This is a genomic window from Streptomyces aureoversilis, from assembly GCF_042657885.1.
Classification (GTDB): domain Bacteria; phylum Actinomycetota; class Actinomycetes; order Streptomycetales; family Streptomycetaceae; genus Streptomyces; species Streptomyces aureoversilis.
Genome location: NZ_JBHSKJ010000003.1, coordinates 191,417 through 206,416 on the forward strand (window position 1 = coordinate 191,417; position 15,000 = coordinate 206,416).

Annotated in this window: 12 protein-coding genes and 1 riboswitch; of the genes, 7 read left to right on the forward strand and 5 right to left on the reverse strand. The window is 73.9% G+C overall.

Going from position 1 to position 15,000, the window contains the following annotated elements; translation table 11 throughout:
- Position 1: 1 nt before the first annotated feature.
- The 3 genes from ACFPP6_RS06415 to ACFPP6_RS06425 form a co-directional block, all read right to left on the reverse strand.
- Positions 2-1,516, reverse strand: a complete 1,515-nt coding sequence (locus ACFPP6_RS06415; protein ID WP_382038084.1) for a precorrin-2 C(20)-methyltransferase — start codon at positions 1,514-1,516, stop codon at positions 2-4.
- Complete coding sequence (locus ACFPP6_RS06420) at positions 1,513-2,139, reverse strand: precorrin-8X methylmutase (protein WP_382038086.1); 627 nt, start codon at positions 2,137-2,139, stop codon at positions 1,513-1,515. The genes ACFPP6_RS06415 and ACFPP6_RS06420 overlap by 4 nt, the downstream gene beginning before the upstream one ends.
- A 62-nt stretch (positions 2,140-2,201) precedes the next feature.
- Positions 2,202-3,695 (reverse strand): cobalamin biosynthesis protein CobG, encoded by a 1,494-nt coding sequence (locus ACFPP6_RS06425; protein ID WP_382038088.1) that lies wholly within the window; start codon positions 3,693-3,695, stop codon positions 2,202-2,204.
- Positions 3,696-3,880: 185 nt separating this feature from the next.
- Positions 3,881-3,954, forward strand: a riboswitch (cobalamin riboswitch).
- 112 nt (positions 3,955-4,066) lie between these two features.
- On the opposite strand from ACFPP6_RS06425, the gene cobN reads away from it, so the two are divergent.
- Positions 4,067-7,786, forward strand: coding sequence for a cobaltochelatase subunit CobN (cobN, locus tag ACFPP6_RS06430; RefSeq protein ID WP_382038090.1), 3,720 nt, complete (start codon positions 4,067-4,069; stop codon positions 7,784-7,786).
- Positions 7,787-7,864: 78 nt separating this feature from the next.
- On the opposite strand, the gene ACFPP6_RS06435 is transcribed toward cobN, so the two are convergent.
- A complete protein-coding gene (locus ACFPP6_RS06435; RefSeq protein ID WP_382038092.1) occupies positions 7,865-8,215 on the reverse strand; it encodes a hypothetical protein in 351 nt (116 codons plus the stop codon).
- A gap of 157 nt (positions 8,216-8,372) precedes the next feature.
- Here ACFPP6_RS06435 and legP point away from each other — a divergent pair, with 157 nt between their 5' ends.
- The 3 genes from legP to ACFPP6_RS06450 all read left to right on the forward strand — a co-directional run bounded on the left by legP (position 8,373) and on the right by ACFPP6_RS06450 (position 11,277).
- Positions 8,373-9,119: a Dot/Icm T4SS effector Zinc-dependent metalloprotease LegP gene (gene legP, locus ACFPP6_RS06440; RefSeq protein ID WP_382038093.1), complete on the forward strand. Its 747-nt coding sequence runs from the start codon at positions 8,373-8,375 to the stop codon at positions 9,117-9,119.
- Positions 9,120-9,205: 86 nt separating this feature from the next.
- Positions 9,206-10,486: a VWA domain-containing protein gene (locus ACFPP6_RS06445; RefSeq protein ID WP_382038095.1), complete on the forward strand. Its 1,281-nt coding sequence runs from the start codon at positions 9,206-9,208 to the stop codon at positions 10,484-10,486.
- Between the two features lie 35 nt (positions 10,487-10,521).
- Positions 10,522-11,277: a hypothetical protein gene (locus ACFPP6_RS06450; RefSeq protein WP_382038096.1), complete on the forward strand. Its 756-nt coding sequence runs from the start codon at positions 10,522-10,524 to the stop codon at positions 11,275-11,277.
- Positions 11,278-11,317: 40 nt separating this feature from the next.
- On the opposite strand, the gene ACFPP6_RS06455 is transcribed toward ACFPP6_RS06450, so the two are convergent.
- The gene (locus tag ACFPP6_RS06455; protein ID WP_382038097.1) at positions 11,318-12,274 is read right to left on the reverse strand and encodes a trypsin-like serine protease; all 957 of its coding nucleotides are present in this window, start codon (positions 12,272-12,274) and stop codon (positions 11,318-11,320) included.
- A gap of 364 nt (positions 12,275-12,638) precedes the next feature.
- Here ACFPP6_RS06455 and ACFPP6_RS06460 point away from each other — a divergent pair, with 364 nt between their 5' ends.
- Genes ACFPP6_RS06460 through ACFPP6_RS06470 form a run of 3 tightly spaced genes read left to right on the forward strand, consistent with a single transcriptional unit; the run spans position 12,639 to position 14,990 of the window.
- Complete coding sequence (locus ACFPP6_RS06460; protein ID WP_382038099.1) at positions 12,639-13,121, forward strand: helix-turn-helix domain-containing protein; 483 nt, start codon at positions 12,639-12,641, stop codon at positions 13,119-13,121.
- Positions 13,118-13,786 (forward strand): hypothetical protein, encoded by a 669-nt coding sequence (locus ACFPP6_RS06465; RefSeq protein ID WP_382038101.1) that lies wholly within the window; start codon positions 13,118-13,120, stop codon positions 13,784-13,786. The genes ACFPP6_RS06460 and ACFPP6_RS06465 overlap by 4 nt, the downstream gene beginning before the upstream one ends.
- Positions 13,779-14,990: an MAB_1171c family putative transporter gene (locus ACFPP6_RS06470; RefSeq protein WP_382038103.1), complete on the forward strand. Its 1,212-nt coding sequence runs from the start codon at positions 13,779-13,781 to the stop codon at positions 14,988-14,990. The genes ACFPP6_RS06465 and ACFPP6_RS06470 overlap by 8 nt, the downstream gene beginning before the upstream one ends.
- Positions 14,991-15,000 lie beyond the last annotated feature (10 nt).

The following is a 15,000-nucleotide window of genomic DNA, read 5'->3' on the forward strand; positions in this document are numbered from 1 at the left end:
ATTACCCCTCCGGATACCGCCGCGGCGTCCAGACGATCTCCTCCGGGGAGCCCTCCGCCGTGCGGCGGACCGCGCGGGTCTGGGTCGAGCCCACCAGCAGGATCGTGCGCATGTCGACCTCGGCCGGGTCGAGTTCGCCGAGGCGGACGATGCGTACGCTCTCCTCGGGGCCGCCCACGTCGCGGCCCAGGACGACCGGGGTCTCCGGGGAGCGGAATTCCAGGAGCAGTTCGCGGGCCTTGCCGACCTGCCAGACGCGGCTGCGGGAGCCGGGGTTGTACAGGGCGAGGACCAGGTCCGCGGAGGCCGCGGACCGCAGCCGCTCCGCGATGACCTCCCACGGCTTGAGCCGGTCGGAGAGCGAGATCACCGCGTAGTCGTGGCCGAGCGGCGCACCGGCCCGCGCGGCCGCCGCGTGGGCGGCGGTCATGCCCGGCACGACCCGCACCGGGATGTCGCGGTACGGGCCCTCGGAGGCCACCTCCAGGACGGCCGTGGCCATCGCGAAGACGCCGGGGTCGCCGGAGGAGACCACGGCGACGCGCCGCCCCTGCCGCGCCAGGTCCAGCGCGAACTCGGCGCGCTCGGACTCCACCTTGTTGTCGGACGCGTGCCGCCGCTGGCCCGGCCGCGCGGGCACCCGGTCCACGTACGTGCTGTAGCCGACGACGTCCTGCGCGGCCGCCAGCTCGCCGCGCGCCTCGGGCGTGAGCCAGAGCGGGCCGGCCGGGCCGAGCCCGACGACCACGACCTCGCCCCGCTCCGCACCGGGCCCGGCGTCCACGCGGCTGGGCAGCACGGCCACCGAGAAGTACGGGACCGACTCCGGGTCCACGTCGGCGAGCCGCCCCGTGCGCTCGCCGCTCATCGTGGCGCGCTCGACGTAGCGCGCCTCGTCGAGCCGCCCCGCCCGCTCCAGCGCACCGCGCACCGCGGGGAAGGTGCGGCCGAGCTTCATCACCACGGCCGAGTCGGTGGACGCGAGCCGCGCCGCGAGCTCCTCCTCGGGCAGGGTGCCGGGCAGGATCGTGAGCACCTCCTCGCCCTCGACGAGCGGTTCGCCGAGCCGCGCGGCCGCGGCGCTCACGGAGGTGACCCCGGGGATCACCTCGGTGGGGTAGCGGTCCGCGAGGCGCTTGTGCATGTGCATGTAGGAGCTGTAGAAGAGCGGGTCGCCCTCCGCGAGCACGGCCACCGTGCGCCCGGCGTCGAGGTGCGCGGCCAGCCGCGCCGCGGCCTCCTCGTAGAACTCCTCCATGGCGCCCCGGTAGCCGCCGGGGTGGTCCGTGGTCTCCGTCGTGACGGGGTAGACCAGGCGCTCCTCGATGTGGTCGGGGCGCAGGTGCCGTTCGGCGATGGAACGCGCGATGGAGCGGCCGTGCCGGGCGCTGTGGTAGGCGACGACGTCGGCCGCCGCGATGACCTCGACGGCCCGTACGGTCATCAGCGACGGGTCGCCGGGGCCGAGCCCCACCCCGTACAGCCGGCCCGTCGTCTGCGGATGCTGCTCGCTCACTCTTCCTCGCTCGCTATCGCGTTGATCGCGGCCGCGGCCATGGCGCTGCCGCCGCGCCGCCCCCGCACCACCAGGTATTCCAGGCCCAGCGGGCTGCCGGCCAGGGCGTCCTTGGACTCGGCGGCGCCGATGAAGCCGACCGGTATGCCGAGGACGGCGGCCGGGCGCGGCGCGCCCTCGGCCACCATCTCCAGGAGCCGGAACAGGGCGGTGGGCGCGTTGCCCACGGCCACCACCGCGCCGTCCAGCTTCTCGCGCCACAGTTCCAGCGCGGCGGCGCTGCGCGTGGTGCCCATGCGCAGGGCCAGGTCGGGCACGGACGGGTCGGTGAGGGTGCACAGCACCTCGTTGTCCGCGGGCAGGCGCTTGCGGGTGACGCCGCTGGCGACCATGTTCGCGTCGCACAGGACCGGCGCCCCGGCGTGCAGGGCCTCGCGGGCCCGCGCCACGACCTGCGGGGAGTACGCGAGGTCGCGTACGAGGTCGGTCATCCCGCAGGCGTGGATCATGCGCACCGCGACCCGGCTGACGTCCGGCGGCAGCCCGCCGAGGTCCGCCTCGGCGCGGATGGTGGCGAAGGACTGGCGGTAGATGGACGCGCCGTCCTTGTCGTACTCGAACACTCTGCCTCGCTCGCTGATGGTGCTGTGTCTGTTGGTACCGCTGTGTGCCACTGTCGCTACCGCTATGTCGTTGTCGCCGCCGCCGGCGTGGCCGCCCGTGCCGCGGTCACCGCCTCCGGCAGCCCGCCGGGCACCACCTTCCGCACCGGGCCGTCCGGTTCGCCGCCTCCCCGCAGGGAGACCTCGTAGCCGTCGGCCGTCGCGACGACGTCGACCCAGCGGCCGCCGCCCGGCCGGCCGCAGCGCCGCTCGCAGCCGGACCAGTACACCGGCAGCGCCGGTGCCGGTGCCGTTGCCGCGGCCGCCGTCGCACCGGCAGGCTGCCCGCCGGCGAGGCACTCCGCCGCATCCGCCCGCACGTCCGCGAGGGACTTGGCGCATCCGGGGCGCCCGGCGCACGCGCCCGCGCGGTGCCAGGCGGAGTCGGCGGAGGTGACGAACCCGGCGTCGGCGAGGCCGGCCAGCAGCTGCGGGGCCTTGTGCGCGGGGAGCCCGGGGACGACGAGGCCGCGCCAGGGGGTCACCCGGAGCTCCTGGTTCCCCTCCTCGGCGGCCACGCGGGTCACGAGCCGCCACTGAGCGCCGGTCAGCCGCCCCAGCGGTGCCGTCACCGACAGCGCGCAGCGGCCGCCCGGGCCCGTCACCAGGCCGGGGGCGGGCGGCTCGCCGAGGGGGAGCCGGGGGAAGGGGAGCGGGAGCGGGGTGCAGGCGATGCCCGCCGCGGTGAGCCGCTCCGCCAGCCCGGCGGCGGTCGGCCGCTGTTCCGGCGGAAGTTCCCGTACGCGCCAGACCGTACTCCCGTACGCCTCCAGCGCGGCCAGGAACCCGGCCGCCGCCACGACGGCCGCGCGCGGTGCGTCCGCGGCGGAGATCCGCAGGCCGGGACCGGCCGTGCCGACGTACAGGCCGGCCTGCCCGGCGCCGCTTGCGATCAATGTCACATCGGGCCGGAGCGCCACGATGTCGCCCCGCCCGTCGTCCAGTCCGAAGAGGAACCTTCCGGAGAGGCCGGTCAGATCGGCGGAGACTCCGGGGACGTCGTCGGCGCAGAGCAGTCCGTCCAGCTCACGGGCCCACGCCTGGACGTCGGCCGGGGCCGCGCCGGCCCCCGGCGGAGCCGTCCCCGGGCCGGAACCGGAATCCTGATGCCGGCCGTCCGGTCCGGGCAGACGCAGGCCGTCCAGTCCGCACAGCGGCGAGGCCGCCACGTTGCGGATCCGGTCGTGCCGGTCCGACGGCAGCAGGCCGTGCAGCCGCAGCCGCCCGGCGACGGTGCCGCCGCAGCCGGCGGCGAGGCCGCGCAGCTGGACGTTGCCGCGCGAGGTGAGGTCGAGGTGCCCGTCGCCCAGCTCGTCCGCCACCGCGGCCAGCGCCTCGGCCTGACGGACCGTCAACAACCCGCCGGGCAGCCGGACACGGGCCAGCGCACCGTCGTCCGCGGCGTGCAGGCGCAGCGCGCCGGGGCAGGCGTCGCCGCGCTCGCGGACGGGCCCCGCGGCGGGTGTTCCGGCACCGGAGCCGTCCCGGCCCGGGGAAGGTGCGGGGAGGGTGGACATGGCGGCGAGCATACCGACGCCCGTATCCGGCGCACGGCCCCGTACCGCACGCCCCGCAGTCTCCCGTACCACTCGCCCTCCACTCTCCCGTACCGCCTCCTGCCAGGGCTTTACTATGCTCAGCGGTGGAACAGTGCCCGCTTCCGCGGGCGCCGCTCCGCCAAACGCCAGCGACGGCGACAGGGGAGGAAGCCGGTGAGACTCCGGCACGGTCCCGCCACTGTGAGCCCGGCACTCCCGCCGGGCGAGTCAGGAACTCCCGCCGTCCTCCAACCGCCCGGGGCGCGGACCCCGAGGAAGGCTTGCCGCCGCATGCGCACATTCCGGTGCCGGGCACCCCGGGCGACCCTCGAAGCCCTGGGGAGCGCCGCGTGATCCTTCTCCTGTCGACGTCCGACACCGACCTGCTCAGCGCCCGCGCGGCTGCTGTTCACGGCGGCCCGGTCCCGTACCGGCTCGCCAACCCCGCCCGGCTCGCCCTCGACGACCTCCCGGCCCTCCTGGAGGGCACCGACCTCGTCGTCGTCCGTCTCCTGGGCGGCGTCCGCGCCTGGCAGGAGGGCCTGGACCTGCTGCTCGCCCAGGACCGCCCCGTCGTCGTCCTCACCGGCGAACAGGCCCCCGACGCCCAGCTGATGGAGGCCTCCACCGTTCCCATCGGCATCGCCGCGGAGGCGCACGCCTACCTCGCGCACGGCGGCCCGGCCAACCTCGAACAGCTCGCCCGCTTCCTCTCCGACACCGTGCTCCTCACGGGCCACGGTTTCGAGCCCCCCGCGGCCGCCCCCACCTGGGGCGAGCTGGAGCGCACCCCGCGGGCCGGCAGCGCCGACGGCCCGCTCATCGCCGTGCTCTACTACCGCGCCCACCACATGAGCGGCAACACCGCCTTCGTCGACGCCCTCTGCGGCGCCGTCGAGGACGCCGGCGGCCGCGCGCTGCCGCTGTACGTCGCCTCGCTGCGCGCCCCCGAGCCCGAGCTGATCGAGGCCCTGAGCGGTGCCGACGCCGTCGTCACCACCGTGCTCGCCGCCGGCGGCACCAAGCCCGCCGAGGCCTCGGCCGGCGGCGACGACGAGTCGTGGGACGCCGGCGCCCTCGCCGCGCTCGACGTGCCGATCCTGCAGGCCCTGTGCCTGACCGGCCCGCGCAGCGCGTGGGAGGAGAACGACGAGGGCCTCTCGCCGCTCGACGCCGCGACCCAGGTCGCCGTGCCCGAGTTCGACGGCCGCATCATCACCGTCCCGTTCTCCTTCAAGGAGGTCGACGAGGACGGCCTGCCTGCCTACGTCGCCGACCCCGAGCGCGCCGCCCGCGTCGCCGGCATCGCCGTGCGCCACGCCCGGCTGCGCCACATCCCCGCCGCCGAGAAGCGGATCGCGCTCGTCCTCTCCGCGTACCCCACCAAGCACTCCCGCATCGGCAACGCCGTCGGCCTCGACACCCCCGCCAGCGCCGTCGCCCTGCTGCGCCGCCTGCGCGAGGAGGGCTACGACTTCGGCGACGAGGCCGTGCCCGGCCTCGAGTCCGGCGACGGCGACGAGCTCATCTACGCCCTCATCGAGGCCGGCGGCCACGACCAGGACTGGCTCACCGAGGAGCAGCTCGCCCGCAACCCCGTCCGCATCCCCGCCGCCGACTACAAGCGCTGGTACGGGGTGCTGCCGCAGGAGCTGCGCGAGTCCGTCGAGGAGCACTGGGGCCCGCCGCCGGGCGAGATGTTCCTCGACCGCAGCCGCAACCCCGAGGGCGACATCGTCCTGGCCGCCCTGCGCCGCGGCAACCTGCTGATCCTCATCCAGCCGCCGCGCGGCTTCGGCGAGAACCCCATCGCCATCTACCACGACCCCGACCTGCCGCCCTCGCACCACTACCTCGCCGCCTACCGCTGGATCGCGGCCTCCCGCGAGGACGGCGGCTTCGGCGCCGACGCGATGGTCCACCTCGGCAAGCACGGCAATCTGGAGTGGCTGCCCGGCAAGAACGCCGGCCTGTCCGCCGCCTGCGGCCCCGACGCCGCCCTCGGCGACCTCCCGCTCGTCTACCCCTTCCTCGTCAACGACCCCGGCGAGGGCACCCAGGCCAAGCGCCGCGCCCACGCCACGCTCGTCGACCACCTCGTGCCGCCCATGGCCCGCGCCGAGTCCTACGGCGACATCACGCGCCTGGAGCAGCACCTCGACGAGTACGCCCAGATCTCCGCGATGGACCCCTCCAAGCTCCCCGCGATCCGCGCCCAGATCTGGACCCTCATCCAGGCCGCGAAGCTCGACCACGACCTGGGCCTGGAGGAGCGCCCGGACGACGACGGCTTCGACGACTTCCTGCTGCACGTCGACGGCTGGCTGTGCGAGGTCAAGGACGCCCAGATCCGCGACGGCCTGCACGTCCTGGGCGGCGCCCCCACCGGCGAGGCGCGCGTCAACCTCGTCCTGTCCATCCTCCGCGCCCGCCAGATCTGGGGCGGCAAGTCCGCCCTGCCAGGCCTGCGCGAGGCGCTCGGCCTCGACGAGTCGGCGGCGACGCGCACGACGGCGGACGAGGCGGAGGCCGAGGCGAGGGCCTTGGTGGAGGCGATGGAGGCAGCGAACTGGGATCCGGCAGCCGTATCCACCGTTGTGGGCAATCGTCCCGCAGGGCGATGGGGGTCCCCCCTGCTCGAGCGGAGCCGAGAGCTTGGGGGAGGGTGGGCACAACCCCCGGCGCCGGGCACGGATGGGGCGGACCCCGACCTCCTCGCCGCGATCCTGACCTTCGCCGCCACGGAGGTGGTCCCGCGCCTCGGGCGCACCACCGACGAACTCGACCACGCCGTCAAGGCACTGGCGGGCGGCTTCGTCCCCGCCGGCCCCTCCGGCTCCCCCCTCCGCGGCCTGGTCAACGTCCTGCCGACGGGCCGCAACTTCTACTCCGTCGACCCCAAGGCCGTCCCCAGCCGCCTCGCGTGGGAGACCGGCCAGGCGCTCGCGGACTCGCTCCTGGAGCGCTACCGCACCGACAACGGCGACTGGCCGCAGTCGGTGGGCCTGTCCCTGTGGGGCACGAGCGCGATGCGCACGGCGGGCGACGACGTCGCGGAGGCCCTGGCCCTGCTGGGCGTCCGCCCGGTGTGGGACGAGGCGTCGCGGCGCGTGACGGGCCTCGAGCCCGTCGCCCTCGAAGAGCTCGGCCGTCCCCGCATCGACGTCACCCTCCGCATCAGCGGCTTCTTCCGCGACGCGTTCCCGCACGTCATCGGTCTCCTGGACGACGCGGTGCGGCTCGCGGCGTCCCTGGACGAGCCGGACGAGCAGAACTACGTCCGCGCCCACGCCCAGGCCGACCTCGCCGCGCACGGCGACGAGCGCCGCGCCACCACCCGCATCTTCGGCTCCCGCCCGGGCACCTACGGCGCGGGCCTGCTCCAGCTCATCGACAGCCGCGACTGGCGCACCGACGCCGACCTCGCCGAGGTCTACACCGTCTGGGGCGGCTACGCCTACGGCCGCGGCCTCGAAGGCCGCCCGGCCCGCGAGGAGATGGAGACGGCGTACAAGCGCATCGCGGTCGCGGCCAAGAACACGGACACCCGCGAGCACGACATCGCCGACTCCGACGACTACTTCCAGTACCACGGCGGCATGGTCGCCACGGTCAAGGCCCTGCGCGGCAAGGCCCCGGAGGCGTACATCGGCGACTCCACCCGCCCCGAGACGATCCGCACCCGCACCCTGGTCGAGGAGACCTCCCGCGTCTTCCGCGCCCGCGTGGTCAACCCCCGCTGGATCGAGGCCATGCGCCGCCACGGCTACAAGGGCGCCTTCGAGCTCGCGGCGACCGTGGACTACCTGTTCGGCTACGACGCCACCACCGGCGTCGTCCCCGACTGGATGTACGACAAGCTCGCCCAGACCTACGTCCTGGACCCGGAGAACCGCGCCTTCCTCCAGGAGGCCAACCCCTGGGCCCTGCACGGCATCTCCGAACGCCTCCTGGAAGCGGAGAGCCGCGGCATGTGGGCCAAGCCGGACGCCGACACCCTGGCGGCCCTTCGCGAAGCCTTCCTGGAGACGGAGGGCAGCCTGGAGGGCGGCACGGACGGCGACGAGTGACGTCGTCCTGAACAAGCGGTGACCATCGCCCGTCCTGCGGCCCCTGTAAACAAGGGGCGGCAGGACGGGCATTGCCGTTCAGGGCACCGGTGACAGTTCCACGGTCACCGTCGGGGGCGTCGCCGGGTGGCTTCTTTTGGTGATCCAGTCGCCCGGGGTGATCGTGCCCGAGTCGTCGTGGTCCGCGTGGGCGCGGACCGTGTAGCGGGTGCCCGGGGGCGGCGGAGGGAAGGTCAGGCGTACGCGGGGGTACGGGGGGTGGTCCAGGCGGATGCGGGGGAGGCGGGCGTGGGCCACTGTGCGGGAAGGGGCGTCGGCCGTGCTCGTGTCCTCCACCGTTACGTGGAGGGTCACTGCCGTCCGGGGCGCGCCGGCGCCCGGTGCCAAGGTCACTTCCACTTCGATTTCCGCGGGGTCCGCAACGGACATACGCCTCACCTCTTGTCAGACAGCATATCTCTCAGTATTTTCCGGAATTGAGACCTATAAGGTTGACGGAAGTCGGGGTGGAACCATGTCCCCTGCTGAGACCAATGATGCCGGTGCGGGCCGCGGTGAATTCCGTTCGGCGCCCTCGGCGAAGACGGTGAAGACCGCGCTGATCGCCGGCGCGACCTTCGAAATCCGGGCCGTGCAGTACGTGGAGATCGATGGGCTGGCCGTATTCGAGGGGGATATCGTCCTCGGTACCGCGGCCGAGGTCGAACGGCGCACGGAGGCGGCGCAATTCCGCCCCGAAAGGGGACTCCCGCAGTCGGCGGTGGTCGTCGTAGGGCCGGGCGTCCGCTGGCCGAACCACGTCGTGCCCTTCGAGATCGATCCCGCGCTGCCGAACCAGCAGCGGGTCACCGACGCCATCGCGCACTGGGAGTCGCGCACGCAGATGCGCTTCCCGCGGCGGGCCGGGCACCCGGACTACGTGCGGTTCGTGCCGGGCAACGGCTGTTCGTCGTTCGTCGGGCGGCGGGGCGGCCGCCAGGACATCACCCTCGGCGGCAACTGCAGCACCGGCAACGCCATTCACGAGATCGGGCACGCCGTGGGGCTGTGGCACGAGCAGAGCCGCGAGGACCGGGACCGGTTCGTGACGATCCGCTTCGAGAACATCATCCCGGGGTTCGAACACAACTTCGACCAGCACATCGCGGACGGCGACGACGTCGGGCCGTACGACTACGGGTCGATCATGCATTACCCGAGGGACGCGTTCTCCCGGAACGGACTGGACACCATCACCCCCACCGACCCCAATGCCGTCATCGGCCAGCGGATCGGGCTCAGTCCGCGGGACATCGACGCGATCCGCGCGATTTTCGATCCGGCACCCGCGTAAGGGCCGGGCAGGGGCCCGCGCAAGGGCCCCGTAACCCCGGGTACTTCGAGTTGGGCCCCCGGCCGGTGATCACTAGGATCATTCCAATGATCATCAGAAAACGGCTGGCAGCGGGCGCCTGCGCCCTCCTCGCCGCCCTGGCCGGGGGCATCGCGCCGGCGAACGCCGCCGACGGCCCCCCGAAGGATTCCCCCAAGGTCGAGCTGGTGCTGGACGTCAGCGGCTCGATGCGCGCCCAGGACGTGGACGGCGGCAGCCGCACCCGCATGGCGGCCGCGAAGCAGGCGTTCAACGAGGTCATCGACGCGGTGCCGGCGGACGTCCGGCTCGGCATCCGGACCCTCGGCGCCAACTACGCCGGTGACGACAAGGAGCTCGGCTGCCGCGACAGCAAGCAGCTCTACCGCGTCGGCCCCGTCGACCGCACCGAGGCCAAGACCGCCGTCGCGACGCTGCAGCCCACCGGCTGGACCCCCATCGGCTACGCCCTGCGCGGCGCCGACCAGGACCTCGGCACCGACGGCGGCACCCGCCGCATCGTCCTCATCACCGACGGCGAGGACTCCTGCGGCCAGCCGGACCCGTGCGACGTGGCACGCGAACTGGCGGCCAAGGGTACGCACCTGACGATCGACACCCTCGGCCTCGCCCAGGACGACAAGACCCGCGAGCAGCTCAGCTGCATCGCCGAGGCCACCGGCGGCACATACAGCACCGTCCGCCACACCAAGGAACTCTCCGGCCGGATCAAGCAGCTCGTGCGCCGGGCCGAGACGCCCGTCGAGACCCCGAAGCCCGTCCGGGGCGCCGACGCGTGCTCCAAGGCCCCCGAGATCGGCGCGGGCCTGTGGACCGACCGCGAGACGTTCTCCGAGCACCGCTGGTACCGCGTCAACGTGAAGCCCGGCCAGGAGCTGCGCACGTCGGTGAGCATCGGCGCGGACCGGGCCGTCGACCGTGACTACGGCGTGCTCGTGCGCGCCGTGAGCGAAGGCGGCCAGGAGCTCGTCCGCGGCGCGGAGTCCGGGAGCGGGCGCACGGACGTCATTTCGTCCGGCCTGCGCTACCCCTACGGCCAGGCCGGGGACAAGGACAAGGCCAAGGAGGACGGCAAGGAGCCGCGGACCGTCTGCCTGGAGGTCTCCAGCTCCTTCTCCGCCCCCGCCAACGTCAAGCGCGACCCGGGCCTGCCCGTCGAGCTGGCCGTCGACCTCGTGGACGCCCCGGACGACCCCTCCGATGTGGCCGCGTTCGGCCTCGGCCGCGGCTGGGTGCTGCTGGCCGTCCTGGCCCTGACCGGGCTGATCGCAGGGCTGGTGTGGGGCTGGGTCTCCCGCTGGCGCGTCACGGTGTGGAGGGCGAACTGATGAGACTCCCCTTTACGGCCCCCACGACCCGCTTTATGGCCCCCACGACCCGCGCAGCCTCGGCCGCCCTGCTCGCCGCCGCCGCACTGTTCACCTCGGTCGGCGCCGCCGCGGCCGCCTCCCCGAGCCCGAGCGCCGCGGCCGGCGAGGACGGCGCGCCCACGGAGGCCGGGACGGGCTTCCGCACCGCCACCGTCCTCAAGCAGGGGCAGAAGGCGACCGCCGACGCCTCCACCGGTGACTACCTCTACTGGCAGTTCCCCGCCGGAGCCGGCCGGCAGCCGCAGGTGAAGGCCACCGTGAACCTGCCGGAGGCGGCCACGCGGCACGGCTCCGCCGTCTGGCAGCTCGACGTCTACGACGGACTGCGCCGCCGCCAGGCCTGCGCCTCGGGCGAGCCGACGAAGCGCGCCTCCGAGCAGGACGCGACGGTCACCCTGACCTGCACGCTGCGGACCGTCCGCCCGTGGGCCGAGCGGTGGGCCAACGACCCGCTGCCCGGCACGTACTACATCCGCCTCACCCTCACCGACGCCCCCGACCGGGACCACGGCCTGCCGGTGAAGGCGGAGGTCGAGGCGACGGCGAAGGACGCGGGCGGTGCCCGCGCCGAGGGCGGCGAGGTGACCCCGCTGCACGCCGCGGCCGTCAAGGAGCCGGAGGACGGCTGGAACGGCAGCTGGTGGTCGGACCGCTGGGCCTGGACCGTCGGCGGCGCCGTGCTCGGCGCGCTCGCGGCCATCGGCGGCTACGTGCTGACGCGCCATCCGCGGCGCCCCGCACAGCAGTAACGCCCTCGCGAGTGGTGAGGCGGGACCGGCCGGTCCCGCCTCACGGGCTCACCGGCGGATCGCCCTCCACGGCGGCCGCATACAGTTCCAGCAAGTCCTCCGTGAAGTACGAGCTGTACGAGATGTCCGGGGTGTCGCCCCCGGTGTGGTAGCCGCCGATCACGCCGATCAGCGCGTACCCGCCGCCCGCCCCGCGCACCAGGAACGGCCCGCCCGACGTGCCGCCCACGTACCCCGCACAGGCGATCTCCAGGAAGTCGCCCGGGGCGTTCGGGTCGGTGCTGGTGTAGCGGTGCGTGGAGGAGGAACAGTCCAGCGGCTTGGGGTACTTGGCATCGCTGTTGCCCGGATAGCCGATCAGCCGCACGTTGCGGTGGGCGTACCCCGGCCGGATCGCGAGGCCGAAGCCGCCGACGGCGTTCTGCACGCTCTCGCCGTCCTCGCGCTCGCCGAGCCGGAGCACCGTGTAGTCCCAGCGGGCGCCGCGGTCCGTCCCCAGGTCGTAGTAGCGCTGGTCGATGTAGACGGCCTCGACGGGGAAGACCCCGTGGGGCTTCTGCCCGTCGTGGTACTGCGGCACGAACGTCAGCCGCTTCTTGGGATCCGGCGAACGCAGGCAGTGCGCCGCGCTCACGGCCAGGTCGCGGTGCGGGCTGCGCACGACCGTGCCCCCGCAGAACCGGCCCGTGTCGTCCCCGTCGGTCCAGAAGAACGTCCCCACCTGCGGCAGCCCGTCGAAGGGGTGACTGGGCGGCACGGGCCCGCCGTGAGCGCGCGCACCCTTCCGTACCGCGGTGGCGGACGGCACGGCCGCCGCCATGCGCTCGGCCGTCCAGTACGCGTCGGCCGCGGCAGCAGCCTTGGCAGCGGCCAGCCCCGGCGGCGGCCCGCCGGCGGCGACCGCACCCGGCCCGGACGCGACGGCGGCCGACAGCCCGAACAGCAGGGCGGTCAGGCCGCGCACGACGATCGGTCTGCAGAAGCGAGGTCTGTTCACAGACGGATTCCTCCCTGGTGCGCGGGGCGCCCGGCAGGGCGAGGGCACGTACGGGGCGAGCGTGTCATCGTCCTACGGGCGGGAGCCGGGGGAACAGTCCGGGACGCGACAGGTTCACGAGGACGTGGGACATGCCGCGGGAGGGCGGCAGGCGGGCGGCAGGCGGGCCGCGCGGCACGGACCGCTCCTCCACGCGTGGTTAAGCCCGGTATCAACTCGTGGTTAAGTCCTCACCAAGCCGAAACGCCCTGCGGACTAGTGCTGAGGGTTCGAGCCGTGACAGGATGCTTCTCGCAGTCACCTTCGGCTTAACTGGCCGTGAGGTGGCGTGGGGGAAGAACGTCGGTCGGTGAGGACGGAGCGGATGGCAGCCGGGGGCGACAGGTCGGCAGGTGACGCGGGCAGCCCGCTCGCGGCGCGGCTCAACTACCTGTTCGCGAACATGCACCCGCCCGGCGCCCCGTACACCAACGGTCACGTCGCCGACGAGATCACCAATGGCGAGGAGTACGGCGAGGTCGGCCTCACCGAGCAGTATCTGTCGATGCTGCGCAACGGCCGCCGCGCCAACCCCAGCCCGGACGTGCTGCGTGCGCTGGCGAAGTTCTTCGCCGTGCCCGTCGGCTATCTGATGGGCGACCTCTCGGCGTCGCAGGCCGAGCGCGTGGAGGAGGAGGTCCGCTTCCTCGTCGCCATGCGGGACCAGCGGGTGCGGGCCATCGCCCTGCGCTCGGTGGGGCTGCCCCCGGAGGTGCAGGACAGCCTTACGACGATCATCTGCCAGTTCCGGCAGCAGATGAACCTTCCGTCCGACCCGCCCGACGCGGGTGGTGAGGAGCGCCCGTGACCGTTACGGCGGATGACCGGCTCTTCACTTACTGGCGGCGTACCGAGGACGAGGACGGTGCAGGCATGCGAGTGGGGCGCATACGGCGCCGGTGCAAGCAGCTCATCCAGGAGCTCGCGCTGCCCGCGTCCACCGACCTGCAGGGTCTGTGCGACATCGTCGCGCGCCGCGTCGGCCTGCCCATCCGCCTGGTCCCCATGAGCCTCGACGGCGTCGTCTCCGGCATGACCGCGACCACCGACGACGCCTACTGGGTCATCTACGAGCAGAAGACCTCCCCCTGGCACCAGGTCCACATCGTCCTGCACGAGATCGGCCACCTCCTCCTCGGCCACGACCAGGACCCGGCCGTCACCGAGGACGCCCTCAAGGTGTGGACCCCCTCGGTCGACGTGGCCACCGCCATGCGCCGCATGGGCCTGACGATGGGCCTCGCCCGCCACCACTGCTACGACAACCTCACCGAGCGCGAGACGGAGATCCTCGGCACCCTCCTCATGGAGAAGGTCGTGCCCCCGCCGCCCGGCCAGGACGCCCGCCTGGAGGGCGCCGCCGCCGAGCTGGCCGCGTCCCTCGGGCCCGCCCTGCAGCACGTCCGCCGCGGGAACCGGGAGCACGGCGGAGACGGCGACGAAGGCGCAGACGGCGGAGGCGGCCGTGTTTGACGCCCTCTACCTGACCTTCAGCGCCATCGCCTGGGCCATCGTCGGCTACAAGGCCCGCGCCTGGTTCCGCGACCGCGGCAACGTCGACCTGGGCCTGACCGCCCTGATGACCTCCGGCGTCCCCGTCGTCTTCCTGTTCTCCGCGCCCAGCGTCTACCGCGCGTTCGACCGGCTGACCGGCGTGGCCAACCTGGCCATGGTCCTCCTGTACTCGGCCGTGGTCCTGTTCGCCTCGGGCGCCACGGTGCTGCTCCTGCGCTGGACCAGCCGCGGCGACGCCCGGGCGCGCGCCCGGGCGGCCGTGCGCTCCCGGATCGCCGTCGCCGTCGTGGCCGTCGCCTGGGCCACCGCCATCGTGTGCTTCGCCGTCGGCCGGCCCGACTCCGTGGAGCACCCGCGCGACTTCAGCACCGCGTACGCCCACGCCCCCGGCGTCGTCGCCTTCCTGGTGCTGTACCTGGCCATCTTCGGCACGAGCCTGGCCGGGCTCGGCGCGCTCTGCCCGCGCTACGCCACCCAGCTCGGCCCCTGCTGGCTCGCCAAGGGGCTGCGCACGCTCGCCGCGGGCTGCTGGCTCGGCCTGCTCTACTGCCTGTGCAAGCTCGTCGGCTTCGTGCTGACCTGGGCGGGTCACGACGTCTACTGGCTGTCGAACGGCGTCGCCCCGATGAGCGCCTCGGTGGCCGCGCTGCTGGTCCTCCTCGGCTTCTCGCTGCCCGCCGCCGGCCCCCGCGTCTCCGCCTGGCGCCGGCTGCACCGGCTGCAGCCGCTCTGGCAGGCCGTCACCGCCCACGCCCCCGAGGTCACCCTCACCGGGCACCGCCTGACGGGCCGCTGGCCCTTCGCGGACCTGGAGTGGCGGGCGAACCGGCAGATGGCGGAGATCCGCGACATCCAGCGCGGCATCCGCCGCCACGTCGAGCCCGCCGCCCTGGACATCGCCCGGCGCAAGGCGACCGGCGCCGCGCTCGACGAGCGCCGCCTCGCCGCGGTCGTGGAGGCCGCGGCCCTGCGCCGGGGCCTGCAGAACCAGATCACCGGGCATGTTCCCGCCCCGCACGCCGACAGCGTCGTCGTGACCGTCAGCGCCGATCCGGCGGAGGAACACGAACACCTGGCCCTCGTCGCCGACGTCTACCACGACCCGATGGTCGACGCCGTCCTCGAGGAACTACGGGAGATGAGCGCGGCACGCCGTCCCTGACGGCGCGCGG